The organism is Paenibacillus sp. J22R3 (assembly GCF_056269305.1).
Genome location: NZ_JBWDNS010000001.1, coordinates 1,132,201 through 1,145,808 on the forward strand (window position 1 = coordinate 1,132,201; position 13,608 = coordinate 1,145,808).

Sequence of the window (13,608 nt, forward strand, 5' to 3'; positions counted from 1 at the left end):
GGAAGGCTGCGAATTCACTAATCTGGCATTGATTTTGCATCTATACCATGTAGAATAACGGAAACAGGATTGGAGGATCACTCATCATGGAATCGAATCAGAACGATAAGCAGTATTATGCGATGGAAACCGAACAGGGCAGCAACTTCACCCTTCAATTATGCAGAGATGAATTCAACATGCGGCTGCGGATCGATGATTACAACTACGAGGGAAATATGGATGCATTGTGCAGCCGTCTCACGGAGTTAATGGGCAATCCACTGTTTACGAAACTGTTCGTTAAGGCGCGGGAAACGGATATGCGAAGCTTGCTAGCCAAGGGCTATATGCTTGAAGGGATTTACAAGGGATATTTTGATGGGCAAGATGCGTACTGTATGGCCAAATATACCGACCTCGCCAGACGCGCGAGCGATCACTGGATCGAAGAGGATCACATTCTGGAGCAAGTGTATGCCCTGCAACCGAAGCCAGATAGAGAACCGTTAGCGGAACCGTTCTCCATTCGCAATGCTGACGCAAAGGATGCTCAAGAGCTGGCCTCCTTATATGGACAGATTTTTCAAACCTATCCGATTCCAATGAATGATCCCGCGTATGTGGCTCATGTCATGGAAGAAGGCACAGTGTTTGTTGTTGTGGAGCATGAGGGTCGTATCATCAGTGCGGCTTCTGCCGAAATCAACACCAAATTCCGCAATGCAGAGCTCACGGACTGCCTCACGCTGCCTGCCTATCGCGGACATGGTCTAATGCGACAGCTGCTTCATGTGCTGGAAGAGGATTTACAGCTACGTAATATCCGCTCTGCTTACTCCCTATCACGCGCACTGTCTTTCGGCATGAATGCCGCGTTATTTCAATTAGGTTATGACTATCAGGGTCGACTGACGAAGAACTGCGATATCTATGACAAGTTCGAGGATATGAATTTATGGTGCAAAATACTCCCGGAGCACTACTAGTTATGGCCCTTGCTCTTTGGCTCGTTTACGTTTGAAGGAGGAGGCAATGCCAAGCTCCTCCCGATACTTGGCGACCGTTCGCCTGGAAATGGGAATGCCCTCTCCCTCGAGCATTAACGCCAGCTGTTGGTCCGAATACGGCGTACTGCCCGCTTCCTGCTCCACCATCTCCCGCAGCTTCGACTTTACACTCCCTGCTGTTGACGCATCTTCCTGCCCGCTGTTGTAGCCCGACGGAAAGAAATAACCGAGCTCGCAGGTGCCCCAAGGCGTCTGTGCATATTTGCCTGCAACCGCTCGGCTGACAGTCGATTCATGCAAGCCTACTTTCTCCGCAATTTGCCGGAGCACCATCGGTTTGAGGTGATCCGCTCCTCCGCGAAAGAAAGCAGCTTGTTCTTCCACAATCGCTCTTGTCACCCGCAATAGCGTCAGCCTGCGCTGCTCCAAGCATTTGAGCAAGAATGCAGCGGCGCTTCGTTTCGCCAGGAAATATCGTGCTGATTCATCCGAATTCCCCAGCTCCTTCGCGATTCCTACATACGTGGTGTTCATCGTTAGTCTTGGTGCCGCCGACTCTTGAATGGATACGACAAACTGATCCCCAACCATTCGAATAAGCACATCCGGGATGATGTAATCGGCATGTTTCGGCTGATAGACGGCGCCGGGTCTTGGGTTCAGCGATCTGATGAAGGCGATGGCCGATACGATCTCCTCATGCGAGGCATGCAGCAGTCGCATTAATTTCTGAATATGATAATCCGCAACCACTTCCAGATGTGAAGTAATCAACGGGATGACCAGCGGGCTGAAGCCCTCCGTTCGGTTCACTTGCAGCAGCAAACATTCCGCCAAATTTCTGGCACCGACCCCAGCGGGCTCTAATCCTTGCACATCACTTAACGCTTGCTCAACCTCAGCAAGCGGTATCTTCAGTTTGGCAGCAATCTGCTCCGGCGGGCAGTCCAAATAGCCGTTTGCATCTAAATTTCCGATGATAAAGTCGACCACTTTCCTCCTAGCACCTGTGATCTCCGAATCGAAACGAAGCTGTTCCTTCAAGTGCTTCTCCATCGTCGGCCCCTGATCTGCTGCGATGTAATCGAGTGGAGCCGCGCTTCGCGGACCTCGTGCGAAGTCCGTACCAAGTCCGGCTCCTCCCTGACCATCCCACGCTTCCAAGAACGGATTCTCTTCAAGCTCATTCCGAATAAACGCAAGCAAATCAGTCGTCGGCAGCTGCAAAATTTTGATCGCCTGCTGCAGCTGCGGCGACATATGCATATGCGCCTTCTGCTGCTGATACATCCCGAACCCGTACCGGGAGTTCATAAGAATCACCTGCTTCGAAGGTGGATTCCTATAGTATATTCGGGTTGGGCTAGGTCCGATTAATAATAACGGTTTTGATTTCCGTCATTTCATCGATCGCATACTTGACTCCTTCGCGGCCAACCCCGCTCTCTTTCACGCCGCCATACGGCATGTGATCCACCCTGAACGTAGGAATATCGTTAATCATGACGCCTCCCACATGCAGCTTCTCCGCTGCATCGAGCGCTGTATGAATACGATCCGTGTAGATCCCGGCATGGAGACCGAACCTGGAATCGTTAATGAGTTCGATTCCTTCCTCCACATATCGAATCCGGTTAATGAGCACGATTGGAGCAAATACTTCCTCGCAGCATACTTTGGCGGAACGATCTACTCCCAATAACACGGTAGGCTGAAGAATTTTTGCGGATGAAGTGCTTCCTCCACATGCAACGACTGCTCCTTGCTCAACCGCTTCATCAATCCAGGCAAGTGCGCGAACGACGTCACCTTGCGTGATCATTGCCGATAGATCGGTGTCCGGATCAAGCGGGTCGCCTACCTTCAGCTTAGCTGCAGCCTCGCAGAATCCAGCAACGAACTCATCATAGATATCCGCATGCACATAAATACGCTGCAAGGAGATACATACCTGACCCTGATAGGAGAACGCGCCGACCACGCAGCGCGGAATGATTTTGTCCAATTGGACACCTTTATCTATAATTAATGCAGAGTTCGAGCCCAGCTCAAGCGCAACACGCTTCAAGCCGGCATGATTGCGAATACCGATGCCGACCTTCGGGCTGCCTGTGAACGAGATCGCCTTCACTTTATCGTGCTTAACAATGACATCTCCAATAACGGAACCAGAGCCCGTCACCACATTCAGCGCACCGGCGGGAAGACCCGCTTCTTCCAGCAATTCGGCCAAGAAGAATGCGGACAGCGGCGTTTGCGATGCCGGCTTGAGCACAATTGTGTTACCGGAAGCAATGGCAGGCCCTACTTTATGCGCGACCAGATTCATGGGGAAATTAAACGGCGTAATCGCACCGATGACGCCAATCGGCTCCTTCATCGTATACCCGATTCGCCCTTCGCCGCCCGGTACGGCATCGAGCGGAATCATCTCGCCACTGAGCCGTTTCGCTTCTTCAGCAGCAAACTTATACGTCTGAATGGTACGATCCACTTCTGCTAACGCAGCTTTAAGCGGTTTGGCCGCCTCCATTGCGATCATTCGGGCTGCCTCCCCTGCGCGCTCGGTCAGCAGGCGGCTTAATGTCTCCAATATTGCGGCCCGTTTATGAGCGGGCAACTTCGCCATGACCCCTCTTGCTGAGTATGCGGCTTCGATTGCGCGCTCCGTCTCCTCTCTGTCAGCGAGCGGAATTTCTGCTAGTACCTCACCGGAGTATGGCGCTGTCAACTTCGTGTAGGACTTGGCCTCCAACCACTCTCCACCTATATAGAGCTGCTTCTTTAACATCCGCCAAGCCTCCTTTAACTGATTTGTTGTTCCTGCGAATAGAGCTGTTCCACGATATCACTTAGGATATCCAGCCCCTCTTGCAGCTGTTCATCTGTTATGACCAGCGGCGTTAAGAATCGAACCACATTGCCATAGATGCCCGCACTAAGCAAGATGACACCTGCCTCATAGGAAGCCTGAATGACCTTCGCTGTAAATTCCTTCATCGGCGTCTTGGACGAGGGATCGATAAATTCAACGCCGCACATCGCACCTAAACCGCGCACTTCCGCAATGACCGGAACTCGTTCTTGCAGAGCCGTGAAGCAATCGATGATCCGCTTCCCGATTTCCGTAGCACGTTCGCAGAGCTTTTCTCTTTCCAACTTCTCAATAACTGCAAGTGCCGCGACACAGCCAAGCGGACTGCCACTGTACGTACCGCCAATCTCCCCCGGAGTCGGAGCATCCATAATCTCTGCTCGACCGGTAACGGCGCTTAGCGGGATGCCTGCTGCAAGAGATTTGGACATTGTAATCAGATCCGGTTCTATGCCAAAATAGCTCGAAGCAAACATCGTTCCCGTTCGTCCGAAGCCGGTTTGAATTTCATCACAAATAAACAGAATCTGATTTCTGCGGCACACCTCATAGATGCCTTGCACGAATGAAACAGGAGGAACGATGAATCCTCCCTCGCCCTGCACCGGTTCCATAATGACTGCTGCCAGCTCTTCGGGGGCGGCTTCCGTCAATAGAAAATCCTCGAATTGCGCCACACAGAATGCGGCATACTGCTCTTCTGTCATTCCTTCGGGTCTGTGCAGCGGATATGGATACATGGCTTTATAAGTAGCTGGCGCAAACGGCCCCATTCGATATTTGTAAGGTCTTACTTTACTGGTAAGCGACATTCCGAGCAATGTACGTCCATGAAAGCCCCGCGTAAACGACACAATACCCGGCTTCCCCGTGAACTTCCGCGCGATCTTTACGGCGTTCTCCACCGCCTCAGCCCCACTGTTCAGCAGTATGGTTTTCTTCGGATAATTCCCCGGTGTAATCTCTGCTAATTTCTCTGCCAGCTGGATATAGGGCTCATACATAGCCACATGGAAGCTGGTGTGGATAAAATGCGAAGCTTGCTTCTGTACAGCATCCACAATCTCAGGCGGACAATGCCCGACGTTAAGCGTGCCGATCGCACCGGCAAAATCAAGGAACACATTGCCGTCCACGTCCGTTATCTGTGCACCGCTGGCCTGCTGTACAAAGATCGGCGTCGTATTGCCAATGCCTAACGGTACATATTGCTTTCGCTTCTCTAGCAGCGCTTTCGCGTTAGGTCCCGGAAACGGCTCCGCAACGGATACATAGATGCGATGCTTCTTCATTCAACGCGCTCCTTCCGCGCCTTTCGCGCGCAGTGATCTCCTACTTGCCATCTACCTGCTGAATGAGCAATTCCCATGCCAACCTCACCGAAAACAAGAAAAGACGCCTCATATACTGCGGCGTCTGTTCCTTCATGTTGCGATTGAAATCCCTGTTAACTTAGCATACTCACGTTTCGCGTTATGTAAATGTAGAATGTTGGGAAAGTACTCAATGAATAAGCCTAATCATCTGTACGACCGGCCTATTGTCACCTGAAAGCACCGTTTCGGCAGCTTGCAATTGCGATGAGCCATCCCCGTCGAGAAATATCCCGTCAGCCAGCTGACCCTCTCCAATTTGCTCTATAATAGCAGATCGAAAAGCTGAAAGTGTTCCCTTTGTACTGCTAACGACTAGGTACAGCATCCCGGAGCTGTCATATACGGCTGCAGTACGAAGCCTTTCCTCGTCCATATTAGGTGCATGCTCAAGCTGTGCATTCATCAGCCATACTGCATCACGACCGAGGCTCATGCTAATTCCGCCTTGCGCCCAGAAATGTGCTCGATCCCTTACCCGCAGCTCAGAAACATGCGATACTACCTGCACACTCAGTTTATTAGCGGCTTCATCCCATACGAGCGTGCCGCGCGGGTACTTGGCATTTTCCGATCCGGAGCCATAATGATTTAATGCGCCGGCAACCGGATTACCGTTCACAACCGCCATACTGAGCAGTGCGGACTCATAGAAGAATCCACCGTTTATGCCGTAATAATCGGATAACGCAATATTCTGGCGTATCGTTTCGAAGGTGATATTCGATGGCTGCGTTTGCAGCACATGAAGCTGGAATCCATTCGATGCTTCTCGCTCCGTATAGAGATAATCATGCGCAGGATATCGAACCACTCTCGGTGTGTGATGCGAATTCAGCATTCTCACCAGCAAGAGTAACATTCCGCCGAGAATCACGACGATTCCCAGCAGAATGGTTGAAGCTCGAATCCTTCGCCATCTGGTCGACAATTGCAGACTGGCCACCTTCTTCTCTTCACTTGCTATATCAATAAAGTTAACAAAACCTACTTAGATCGTTTGAACAACTATATAGCTCCACACGCCTGCTGCCAGGACGACTCCACTAAGTAGACACATAAAGAGAACGGATGTTTTCATTCTCTAACCCCCTCATTAGTCAAGCTGCACTTCTCTTATACTGACTCCATTGCGGATCAAAAGGTTGCAGTCAGCATGATCTGCTTGAAATGCGAACTCTTTCCTGTCATGTTTATATAAGGAGAATGCAGTGCTTGTCTAGGAGGAACAGACAGCCTGACTATACATAAGGAGGACATCAACATGAACATGAACCACCCTATTGGGATGCAAACACCGGAAGGCATTCGCATGCTGGAGCAAGTCAGACAAATTTGCAGCCGACTTCCCGAAACAACCGAAATCATCGACGGACATGGTCATACGACGTTCAAAGTGAAAGATAAATCGTTTATCATTATGAGCGATTATGGCATGACGTTTAAGTCTGATCTGGAGAATCAAGAAATCATACTGCAGCAGGATCAATTCTATAAACCGAAGTATATCGGACATCGCGGCTGGGTCGGCGTGAATTCGCCTTCGGATTGGGATCAAATGAGCCTTCTGCTGAAGGAAGCCTATTTGCACGCGGCTCCGAAACGTCTGATTAAGCAGCTCATGGAAGAAGGCAACTAATCGTTTAATCCTTTGCCGCTGAGAATTTGCTGCATATATTTATCGACCCGCGCCGCTCGTGTTTTGGATTGTTTGGGCTCAGCGAAATGGAGTAGATAAGCTCGTTGTCGTCCCGGAGTTAAGGCTTCGAACGCTGTTTTCAAGGCCGGGACTTCATCGAGCTTCGATTGAAATTCTTCAGCAACGGTATATTCCGTGTTCTTCTTATAGTTCACTTCCAAGCCGGATTGCTCCACCTCAATAGCTTCGCGAATATAAGCTTTCAAGGTGGCTTCCATGGCCACGATTTGTTGTACACTGGTAAACCGAATCTGGCGTGCTGCTTGCACATTCTCGGTTTGCTGAATTAAGATGCCATGCGGATCCTTTAACAAAGCACCTTTGTGAAACAGCAGTGCGCAGTATTCTTTGAATCCATGGATTAAGACGACGTTCTTGTCCTGGAAGGTGTAACAAGGATGCATCCATTTGAAATCCTCCGTCAGCTCGCAATCCAGAACGATATTTCGTAACTCCTCATATTCTTCACGCCACTTCTTGGAACTGCTTATAAATACATCCGCTTTATGATTTAATCTGCTGTTGGCCATCCACTTACGCTCCTCGTCAGCATCATACTACTCGAACAGTCCTCTTCGGATGAGATTGGCCGTAATCGGCTTCAATCCCAGCTCACGCGACCAAATCGACAACTGGCCCATATGATGAATTTCATGAGCAAGGACATGTCTCATAATCTCGCCGTATTTAAAACGCTCCGTGTCACCTACATCATTGATATCGGACAGAATCTTCTCTTCCAAGCTGTCATTCCAACCATATACGAATGGGGCGATTTCAGCATGACATTGCGCCGAAAATTCCTTTATTTTACCGATCGAAGCATACGCATCAAAAGGCGGCAGCTCCGGCATAGTCCCGCCTTGCAAGCTGCTGATCCAGCTGTGTTCGACATCGATAATATGAAACAGCGTATAGAGAATACTGCCTGCTCCACCTACACGTTTCTTCAGTAATTCCTCTTCAGATACGTTCTCACACCATGTAAGCCAGTCCCCACGGACCTGCCAGTTGTACTCAAACAGTTTCAGCATTTGACGATGCTCCTTCATGACCGGAATTAGCGATAATATAAATAAGCCGCGAACGATGATCGCGGCGGTTCCTAGTTTAAGTTAAACGAGGTAAATATCGTTCATGCACAACATTCATATGATGCTGGGCATGTCCAAGAATGAAATACACACCGGCAGCAGCCGACGTTTTCACTTCATTGAGAATGCAGAATTGCTGAATCTCCGTCTCCGTCAGTCCATTTACCAGCGATGCAGAGGATGCTCTCACTGTGCGGTACTCCTCGATCAGTTCACTTAACGGACGACGATCAAAATTCGTCAAACTCACATACACATCTGCATGCCTTGGCATAGGTGTCAAATCGCCCCTGCCGGCAACAAGAATCCGGTAAGTCATCATGCGTTCGGTGTCGATAATATGACCCAGCACGTCTTTGAGACTCCACTTGCCTTCCGCATAACGATACAGACTTTGTTCCTCTGTCAGCGAACTATACAAATCGCAAATTTGCTTCCCTTGATTGATGAGAAGCTGATGGATGTCACCTTCATCGACCGTTGCATAATAATTGTCCCATACGGAGTTATATTCTCCCGCTCTAGGTTTCGGTATGTACATTGCAGCTCACCTCTTCGGAAAATTAGTAATAAGCCGTATTATATCAGCTTCCGCAGGGTTTGTATGGATTTTTTTGCCACTGATCCATTCAGCCCACTGACTTCCGTTTGTTGAAGGACTCATTGACAGCAGTCAACTTCTTCAAATGGGGGACAAGACCTTCCAACAAGTCCTTCTTTAATAACGTAACGAAATCCACTTGCATGCCTGCGTATCGATCACTCATCCTCATCTCGTTCGCGCGTTCTTTGAATTGCTGCATGGTCTTATCCAGGTTAGCCATCTCCAGTGCGGCATCACGATTAGCTTCAAGTGATAGTTGATCAATCACCTGCGGCTTTCCTAACCAGTACCTCGAGCTCGTGTTATACACGGTTCTCCAGAGATCGGCTTCAAAAGCCAGAAGCGCTGCATCCTCCTGCTGCTGGGAGGTCATAATCAAGTTATTGACTCGATGTCGAAGTTCCTGGTCCTTCTCTTTGAGATCCGCAGCCTGAATCAACAGCACAAATTGATTGGTCACTTGGCTGGCCTGTTCTTTGGCGAGATCGAGTATCTTTTGGTTATGAATGCGATCTTTCATATCATGGATAGCTGATATTTCGGTCAAGGATTTCACTAACGGCTGAAAGGAGTTCAAGTTCGCAAGCATTTCCAGAAAATAATCATTCGTTTTCTCCTCGTAGAGTGCCTGCATCTCTTGCTGCTCGTTACGTTGATTGGTCAACGCTCTAAACTGCAGAAAGACAATGCAAGCCAGCACAATACAAAGCGTTAACCAACCATAATGGATAGCTCTGGATTTATGACTTCCCAATATTTAAACACCCCTATATTAGTCTCAGTGGAAAACGCTTATTTTACTCATTTCTTCTGTACAGAGCTTTGAACAGCGTCAGTGTCTGAATCGGTGCAAATAAAAAAGTGGACAGTTTTGTCAACTGTCCACCTGTCCACCATCTTGAAGCTAATGCATATTCAGTTCAGCTTTGACAGCTTTCGCGCTCTCTTCACTTCTAGGCATACGCAGCTTGCCGAAGAAGATAGCCGCAACCAAACCGATCAAGACAACTACAATACCGATCACGAACACCGATGTGATCGCATTGCTCAGTATTCCTTGCAAGGCTGCAAGCAGCTTATCCGGAATTTGTGCTTTCACTTCCGGCTGAAGCAAGGATTGCGGATTGGCAAACTGAGCAAGCTTATCTGCCGGGATATCTGTGAAATCACTTTGAATATCTTTAAGCCCGCTCGTCATGTGATTCGTCATAATAACGCCCATGATCGCAACACCAACAGTACCGCCAATGGAGCGTGTGAATTGCGTAGTCGAAGTTGCAACACCGCGCAGATCATGGCCAACCGCGCTTTGAGCTGCGATTGTGAGTACAGGCATAAGCGCTCCCATACCGAAACCGATAATAATCATGTACAGGATCAGTTCCAGACTGGTTGTATTCACATCCATTTGCGACATGAACAGGTAGCCGACCGTCATAATCGCCATAGCAGACATTACGATTGTACGGTAGCTCAGCTTCTTAATCAGAATCCCGCCAAGGATGCTGGATAGAATCAAGGACAGCATGAGCGGAGTTAAAATGTAACCGGAGTGCGAAGCCGATGTCCCTATTACTGCTTGTGAATACAGCGGAATGTACGTTATCGCGCCGAACATCCCCATGCCCATCATGAAACCAACAATACTGGAAACCGAAATCGCTTGAAGCTTAAACAATTTCAGTGGAATGATCGGTTCCTTCACTTTGGATTCGATCCAAATGAAAATCAGAATGAGCAGCAGGCTCGCTCCGAACAAGCCAATGATTTGCGGGGAATCCCACGGATATTTCGTGATGCCGCCTTCGGATGTACCGTTTCCGCCCATCTCAATAGCGAGCAAGAAAGCTACGACCGCACCTGTGAGCGTAGATGCACCGCCCCAGTCGATCGATTTTTTCTCCGAGCTTCTTGATTCTTTCAGTGCAATGGATAGAATAATGGCTGCGAATATCCCGAACGGAAGATTAATGTAGAATATCCACTGCCAAGCAATATGGTCAACGATAAATCCGCCGACTGCAGGACCGAGAACGCTGGACAATCCGAATACAGCGCCGAAAATACCTTGCATTTTGCCGCGACGGTCCGGCGGATAGATGTCTCCGATAATGGTCATCGCGATTGGCATAAGCGCACCTGCACCGATACCTTGAATCGCACGGAAAATGATGAGCTCCGTCATATTATGCGACAGACCGCAAAGTGCCGATCCTACAAGGAACAACCCCATCCCGATCAAGTACACAAGTCTTCTGCCGAACAAATCGGCGAGCTTCCCGAAGATCGGAACAGCCGTTGTTGAAGTTAACATATAAATCGTAAATACCCAGCTATACAGACTAAAACCATCGAGCTCAGCAATTACATGCGGCATGGCCGTCGATACAATCGTTTGATCGAGCGATCCGAGCAGCAAGCCAAGCATAAGTCCTGTCACGATCCAGCGAAGCTGTTTTGGACTTAAATTTGTCATCGTACCACTTCCTTCTGTCATTTTTCCTCGAGTGCTTGCAATAGTAGCTTAAACGCATCCGTGATGAGATCTACCTGATCATCTTCCATCTGTCCAATCAAGCCGGTGAACCATTCCATTCGCTGTTTACGGATGAGCTCAACTGTTTCCTTGCCTTTCTCCGTTAAGCTTAATTGTACGACTCTGCGGTCATCCTCCGGTCTCGTCCGTTCAATGAGGCTAAGTGAAACAAGCTTATCCGTCAATCCCGTAGCAGCACCTGATGTAATGCCGAGGAGCTTCACGACATCATTCACCCGGCAAATTCCCGTTCGATGCAAATACATCAATACGAAGATATGACCGCTGGTGAGGTTGAACGGATTCTCAAGCAGCTTAATCCGATTCTTCGCCCTCTGCGCAAAACGTTCCATGAGGAGCTGAAGCTCGGCTAGTTTATTTCCGCCTGAATGTGTAATCCTTCTCCCTCCGCTCTGAACAATGCGTTACGTTCCTTAATCAGTTGCTTACCTGCTCATTATCTTACTGAATAAGATATTAGGCCTTTAAGAAAATACTACACAATGCAGGCTGCCGTCAATAGATTTATATTAAAATTTTTACATATCAAGTTGAAGAGCAAACAAAAAGCCTGAACGATCGCATATTCAAGCGACCGTTCAGGCAATTGCCAGTCTTCCAAGCTTCTGGTAATATTGAGCATTAACGCTCTTGAATCGAGGTGAAGAGATGCAACGAACATACAAACCAATCGAAATTGCCCGAGCGCTGAACCTCAGTACAAGCGCGCTGCGACATTATGAGTCTTGGGGTGTTGTTCCGGCTCCGGAACGCGGCGCTAACGGCTACCGTCTCTATACGGATATCCATTTGGCTTATTTCCGGTGCTTACGAACGATGTTTGCCGGTTTCGGCGTTGCCGTCACCTGTGATGTTCTTCGTCACATTCAGGCAGGCCAGATGAATGCCGCGTTCTGGCTCGTGAACAAGGAGCAAGCTCTCCTGCAGCAGGATAAGACTGCAGCGGATCAGACCTTGGAGCTGCTTCATCAGCTGGCATTGCCGGATTTCGTTGATACAAGAAGGAAGAATCCCATGTCGATTGGAGAAGCGGCTGCTCTAGCCGGCGTTACGACAGCTGCTCTGCGTCACTGGGAGAAGGAAGAGCTCCTCACACCATTACGCGACTCGGACAACGGCTATCGGCTGTACACCGCTCTGCATATCCGCCAGATCCTGATTATCAGAACGCTGAGAAGCACCGTGTATCTGCTCCGTAACTTGAAGGATATCGTTCATGCCGTAGAGCACCAGAGCGTCGAGCAAGCCATGAAGCTGACGGAGACCGCAATCCAAGGCATTCATGCGCGAATTCGGAATCAATTTCAAGGTGTTCATCAGTTGGTTGAGTTATGCAGAGCAATTAAGCTAATCGATTGACGGAGTCCAATGCGAGACTTAAACGGCTGTTGCATGCTGAAACAACTCTTGCAGCTCCCGCACATTCCGTACATAATACTCCGGCGAATGCGCCTGTAATTCTTCTTCGCTTCCATAGCCGTACCCTACTCCAATAGAAGCAACTCCGTTACGCTGAGCGCCGATCAAATCATGCTTGCGATCACCGATCATTATCGCTGATGCCGCTGTAAGCTGCTGCGATTGCAGAATATGCGCGATAATTTCACTTTTATCCGACATCGTGCCATCGAGATTGCTGCCACAGACATAGTCGAAATAAGAATCGATCTCGAAGTAGCTTACTATTTTCTCCGCAAATACAGTAGGTTTGGACGTTGCAATGATGATAGTCCTCTTCTGCTCTACTAACAGTTCGAGCAGCTCTCGTATACCGCCATACAACTCATTCTCATAGATCCCTTTATCCGTAAAATATTCGCGATAGTAATCCACCGCCGTTCGTGCTTCTGACGCTGAGAAACCGTATCGTTCTTGAAAAGAATTCGCAAGCGGCGGCCCGATAAACGGCTCCAGCAGATCCAAATTATCTTCGATAATCTTGTATTTCGCCAGCGCATACTGTACGGCTCGGGTTATTCCTTGCTTCGGATCGGTAAGCGTTCCGTCTAGATCGAACAATATCGCCTTATACATGATGAGTGCACGCTCTCTCTCGCCTATAATGTGTTCGACGCCTCGGTTAGCACCTTAGCTAGTAGTGGCAAATCAATCGGATCCCCTTCACGAAATTTCATCCATCTTCGCTCTACAGGTCCTTCGAATTTACCTCCAGACAGATCAACGTTTGTCGTATTGAAGATCATGAACGTCACCGTATCTTTGGCCGTGCTGATGACTGCTGCGTATTTGCCGTCCTTCAGAAAATGCGGCTTCTTGTACTGGATACGCTCATCGATCGCCGGCACGGTTTGATGAACCATCTGACGAAGTTGATTACAAGCCTCCGCCTGCCATGGTTGTTTCAATTCCTCAATAAAGCTGCTCACTTCTTGATTCATTTCCACACATCTCCTCCC

Annotated in this window: 15 protein-coding genes; 3 read left to right on the plus strand and 12 right to left on the minus strand. The window is 48.9% G+C overall.

The window, feature by feature from the left end:
• The first annotated feature begins 86 nt into the window (after positions 1–86).
• Entirely contained in the window at positions 87–968 is an 882-nt protein-coding gene (gene ablB, locus AC0YN4_RS05045; protein WP_475835323.1) for a putative beta-lysine N-acetyltransferase, read from the plus strand.
• On the opposite strand, the gene rpoN is transcribed toward ablB, so the two are convergent.
• From rpoN to AC0YN4_RS05065, 4 genes are all read right to left on the minus strand, one after another.
• A complete protein-coding gene (rpoN, locus tag AC0YN4_RS05050) occupies positions 969–2,303 on the minus strand; it encodes an RNA polymerase factor sigma-54 (RefSeq protein ID WP_475779754.1) in 1,335 nt (444 codons plus the stop codon). It abuts the gene before it with no gap.
• 49 nt (positions 2,304–2,352) lie between these two features.
• Complete coding sequence (locus tag AC0YN4_RS05055) at positions 2,353–3,780, minus strand: aldehyde dehydrogenase family protein (protein ID WP_475779753.1); 1,428 nt, start codon at positions 3,778–3,780, stop codon at positions 2,353–2,355.
• A gap of 14 nt (positions 3,781–3,794) precedes the next feature.
• Positions 3,795–5,156 (minus strand): 4-aminobutyrate--2-oxoglutarate transaminase, encoded by a 1,362-nt coding sequence (gabT, locus tag AC0YN4_RS05060; protein WP_475835324.1) that lies wholly within the window; start codon positions 5,154–5,156, stop codon positions 3,795–3,797.
• A 211-nt stretch (positions 5,157–5,367) separates the two neighbouring features.
• Entirely contained in the window at positions 5,368–6,168 is an 801-nt protein-coding gene (locus AC0YN4_RS05065) for a hypothetical protein (protein ID WP_475835325.1), read from the minus strand.
• 333 nt (positions 6,169–6,501) lie between these two features.
• Here AC0YN4_RS05065 and AC0YN4_RS05070 point away from each other — a divergent pair, with 333 nt between their 5' ends.
• The gene (locus tag AC0YN4_RS05070) at positions 6,502–6,876 is read left to right on the plus strand and encodes an MmcQ/YjbR family DNA-binding protein (RefSeq protein WP_475835326.1); all 375 of its coding nucleotides are present in this window, start codon (positions 6,502–6,504) and stop codon (positions 6,874–6,876) included.
• Here the strand turns inward: AC0YN4_RS05070 and AC0YN4_RS05075 are convergent.
• The 6 genes from AC0YN4_RS05075 to AC0YN4_RS05100 all read right to left on the minus strand — a co-directional run bounded on the left by AC0YN4_RS05075 (position 6,873) and on the right by AC0YN4_RS05100 (position 11,523).
• On the minus strand, positions 6,873–7,466 hold the full coding sequence (locus tag AC0YN4_RS05075; RefSeq protein WP_475835327.1) for a YdeI/OmpD-associated family protein: 594 nt from the start codon (positions 7,464–7,466) through the stop codon (positions 6,873–6,875). The two genes, AC0YN4_RS05070 and AC0YN4_RS05075, sit on opposite strands and share 4 nt — an antisense overlap.
• A gap of 27 nt (positions 7,467–7,493) precedes the next feature.
• Positions 7,494–7,970, minus strand: coding sequence for a DinB family protein (locus AC0YN4_RS05080; protein WP_475835328.1), 477 nt, complete (start codon positions 7,968–7,970; stop codon positions 7,494–7,496).
• A 76-nt stretch (positions 7,971–8,046) separates the two neighbouring features.
• Complete coding sequence (locus tag AC0YN4_RS05085) at positions 8,047–8,571, minus strand: DinB family protein (protein WP_475835329.1); 525 nt, start codon at positions 8,569–8,571, stop codon at positions 8,047–8,049.
• A gap of 88 nt (positions 8,572–8,659) precedes the next feature.
• Positions 8,660–9,388 (minus strand): hypothetical protein, encoded by a 729-nt coding sequence (locus AC0YN4_RS05090; protein ID WP_475835330.1) that lies wholly within the window; start codon positions 9,386–9,388, stop codon positions 8,660–8,662.
• Positions 9,389–9,538: 150 nt separating this feature from the next.
• Complete coding sequence (locus AC0YN4_RS05095) at positions 9,539–11,110, minus strand: MDR family MFS transporter (protein WP_475779745.1); 1,572 nt, start codon at positions 11,108–11,110, stop codon at positions 9,539–9,541.
• 17 nt (positions 11,111–11,127) lie between these two features.
• Complete coding sequence (locus AC0YN4_RS05100) at positions 11,128–11,523, minus strand: MarR family winged helix-turn-helix transcriptional regulator (protein ID WP_475779744.1); 396 nt, start codon at positions 11,521–11,523, stop codon at positions 11,128–11,130.
• Between the two features lie 316 nt (positions 11,524–11,839).
• On the opposite strand from AC0YN4_RS05100, the gene AC0YN4_RS05105 reads away from it, so the two are divergent.
• Positions 11,840–12,550, plus strand: coding sequence for a MerR family DNA-binding transcriptional regulator (locus tag AC0YN4_RS05105; protein ID WP_475835331.1), 711 nt, complete (start codon positions 11,840–11,842; stop codon positions 12,548–12,550).
• A gap of 18 nt (positions 12,551–12,568) precedes the next feature.
• Here AC0YN4_RS05105 and AC0YN4_RS05110 read toward each other — a convergent pair whose 3' ends face one another.
• Complete coding sequence (locus tag AC0YN4_RS05110; protein ID WP_475779742.1) at positions 12,569–13,225, minus strand: HAD hydrolase-like protein; 657 nt, start codon at positions 13,223–13,225, stop codon at positions 12,569–12,571.
• Positions 13,226–13,248: 23 nt separating this feature from the next.
• Positions 13,249–13,590, minus strand: coding sequence for a DUF1801 domain-containing protein (locus tag AC0YN4_RS05115; RefSeq protein ID WP_475779741.1), 342 nt, complete (start codon positions 13,588–13,590; stop codon positions 13,249–13,251).
• Between the last annotated feature and the right edge of the window lie 18 nt (positions 13,591–13,608).

Coding starts and splice junctions, on each gene's coding strand:
- ablB (WP_475835323.1), top strand. CDS start 87: ATGGAATCGAATCAGAACGATAAGCAGTATTATGCGATGGAAACCGAA.
- rpoN (WP_475779754.1), bottom strand. CDS start 2,303: ATGAACTCCCGGTACGGGTTCGGGATGTATCAGCAGCAGAAGGCGCAT.
- AC0YN4_RS05055 (WP_475779753.1), bottom strand. CDS start 3,780: ATGTTAAAGAAGCAGCTCTATATAGGTGGAGAGTGGTTGGAGGCCAAG.
- gabT (WP_475835324.1), bottom strand. CDS start 5,156: ATGAAGAAGCATCGCATCTATGTATCCGTTGCGGAGCCGTTTCCGGGA.
- AC0YN4_RS05070 (WP_475835326.1), top strand. CDS start 6,502: ATGAACATGAACCACCCTATTGGGATGCAAACACCGGAAGGCATTCGC.
- AC0YN4_RS05075 (WP_475835327.1), bottom strand. CDS start 7,466: ATGGCCAACAGCAGATTAAATCATAAAGCGGATGTATTTATAAGCAGT.
- AC0YN4_RS05080 (WP_475835328.1), bottom strand. CDS start 7,970: ATGCTGAAACTGTTTGAGTACAACTGGCAGGTCCGTGGGGACTGGCTT.
- AC0YN4_RS05085 (WP_475835329.1), bottom strand. CDS start 8,571: ATGTACATACCGAAACCTAGAGCGGGAGAATATAACTCCGTATGGGAC.
- AC0YN4_RS05095 (WP_475779745.1), bottom strand. CDS start 11,110: ATGACAAATTTAAGTCCAAAACAGCTTCGCTGGATCGTGACAGGACTT.
- AC0YN4_RS05100 (WP_475779744.1), bottom strand. CDS start 11,523: ATGGAACGTTTTGCGCAGAGGGCGAAGAATCGGATTAAGCTGCTTGAG.
- AC0YN4_RS05105 (WP_475835331.1), top strand. CDS start 11,840: ATGCAACGAACATACAAACCAATCGAAATTGCCCGAGCGCTGAACCTC.
- AC0YN4_RS05110 (WP_475779742.1), bottom strand. CDS start 13,225: ATGTATAAGGCGATATTGTTCGATCTAGACGGAACGCTTACCGATCCG.
- AC0YN4_RS05115 (WP_475779741.1), bottom strand. CDS start 13,590: ATGAATCAAGAAGTGAGCAGCTTTATTGAGGAATTGAAACAACCATGG.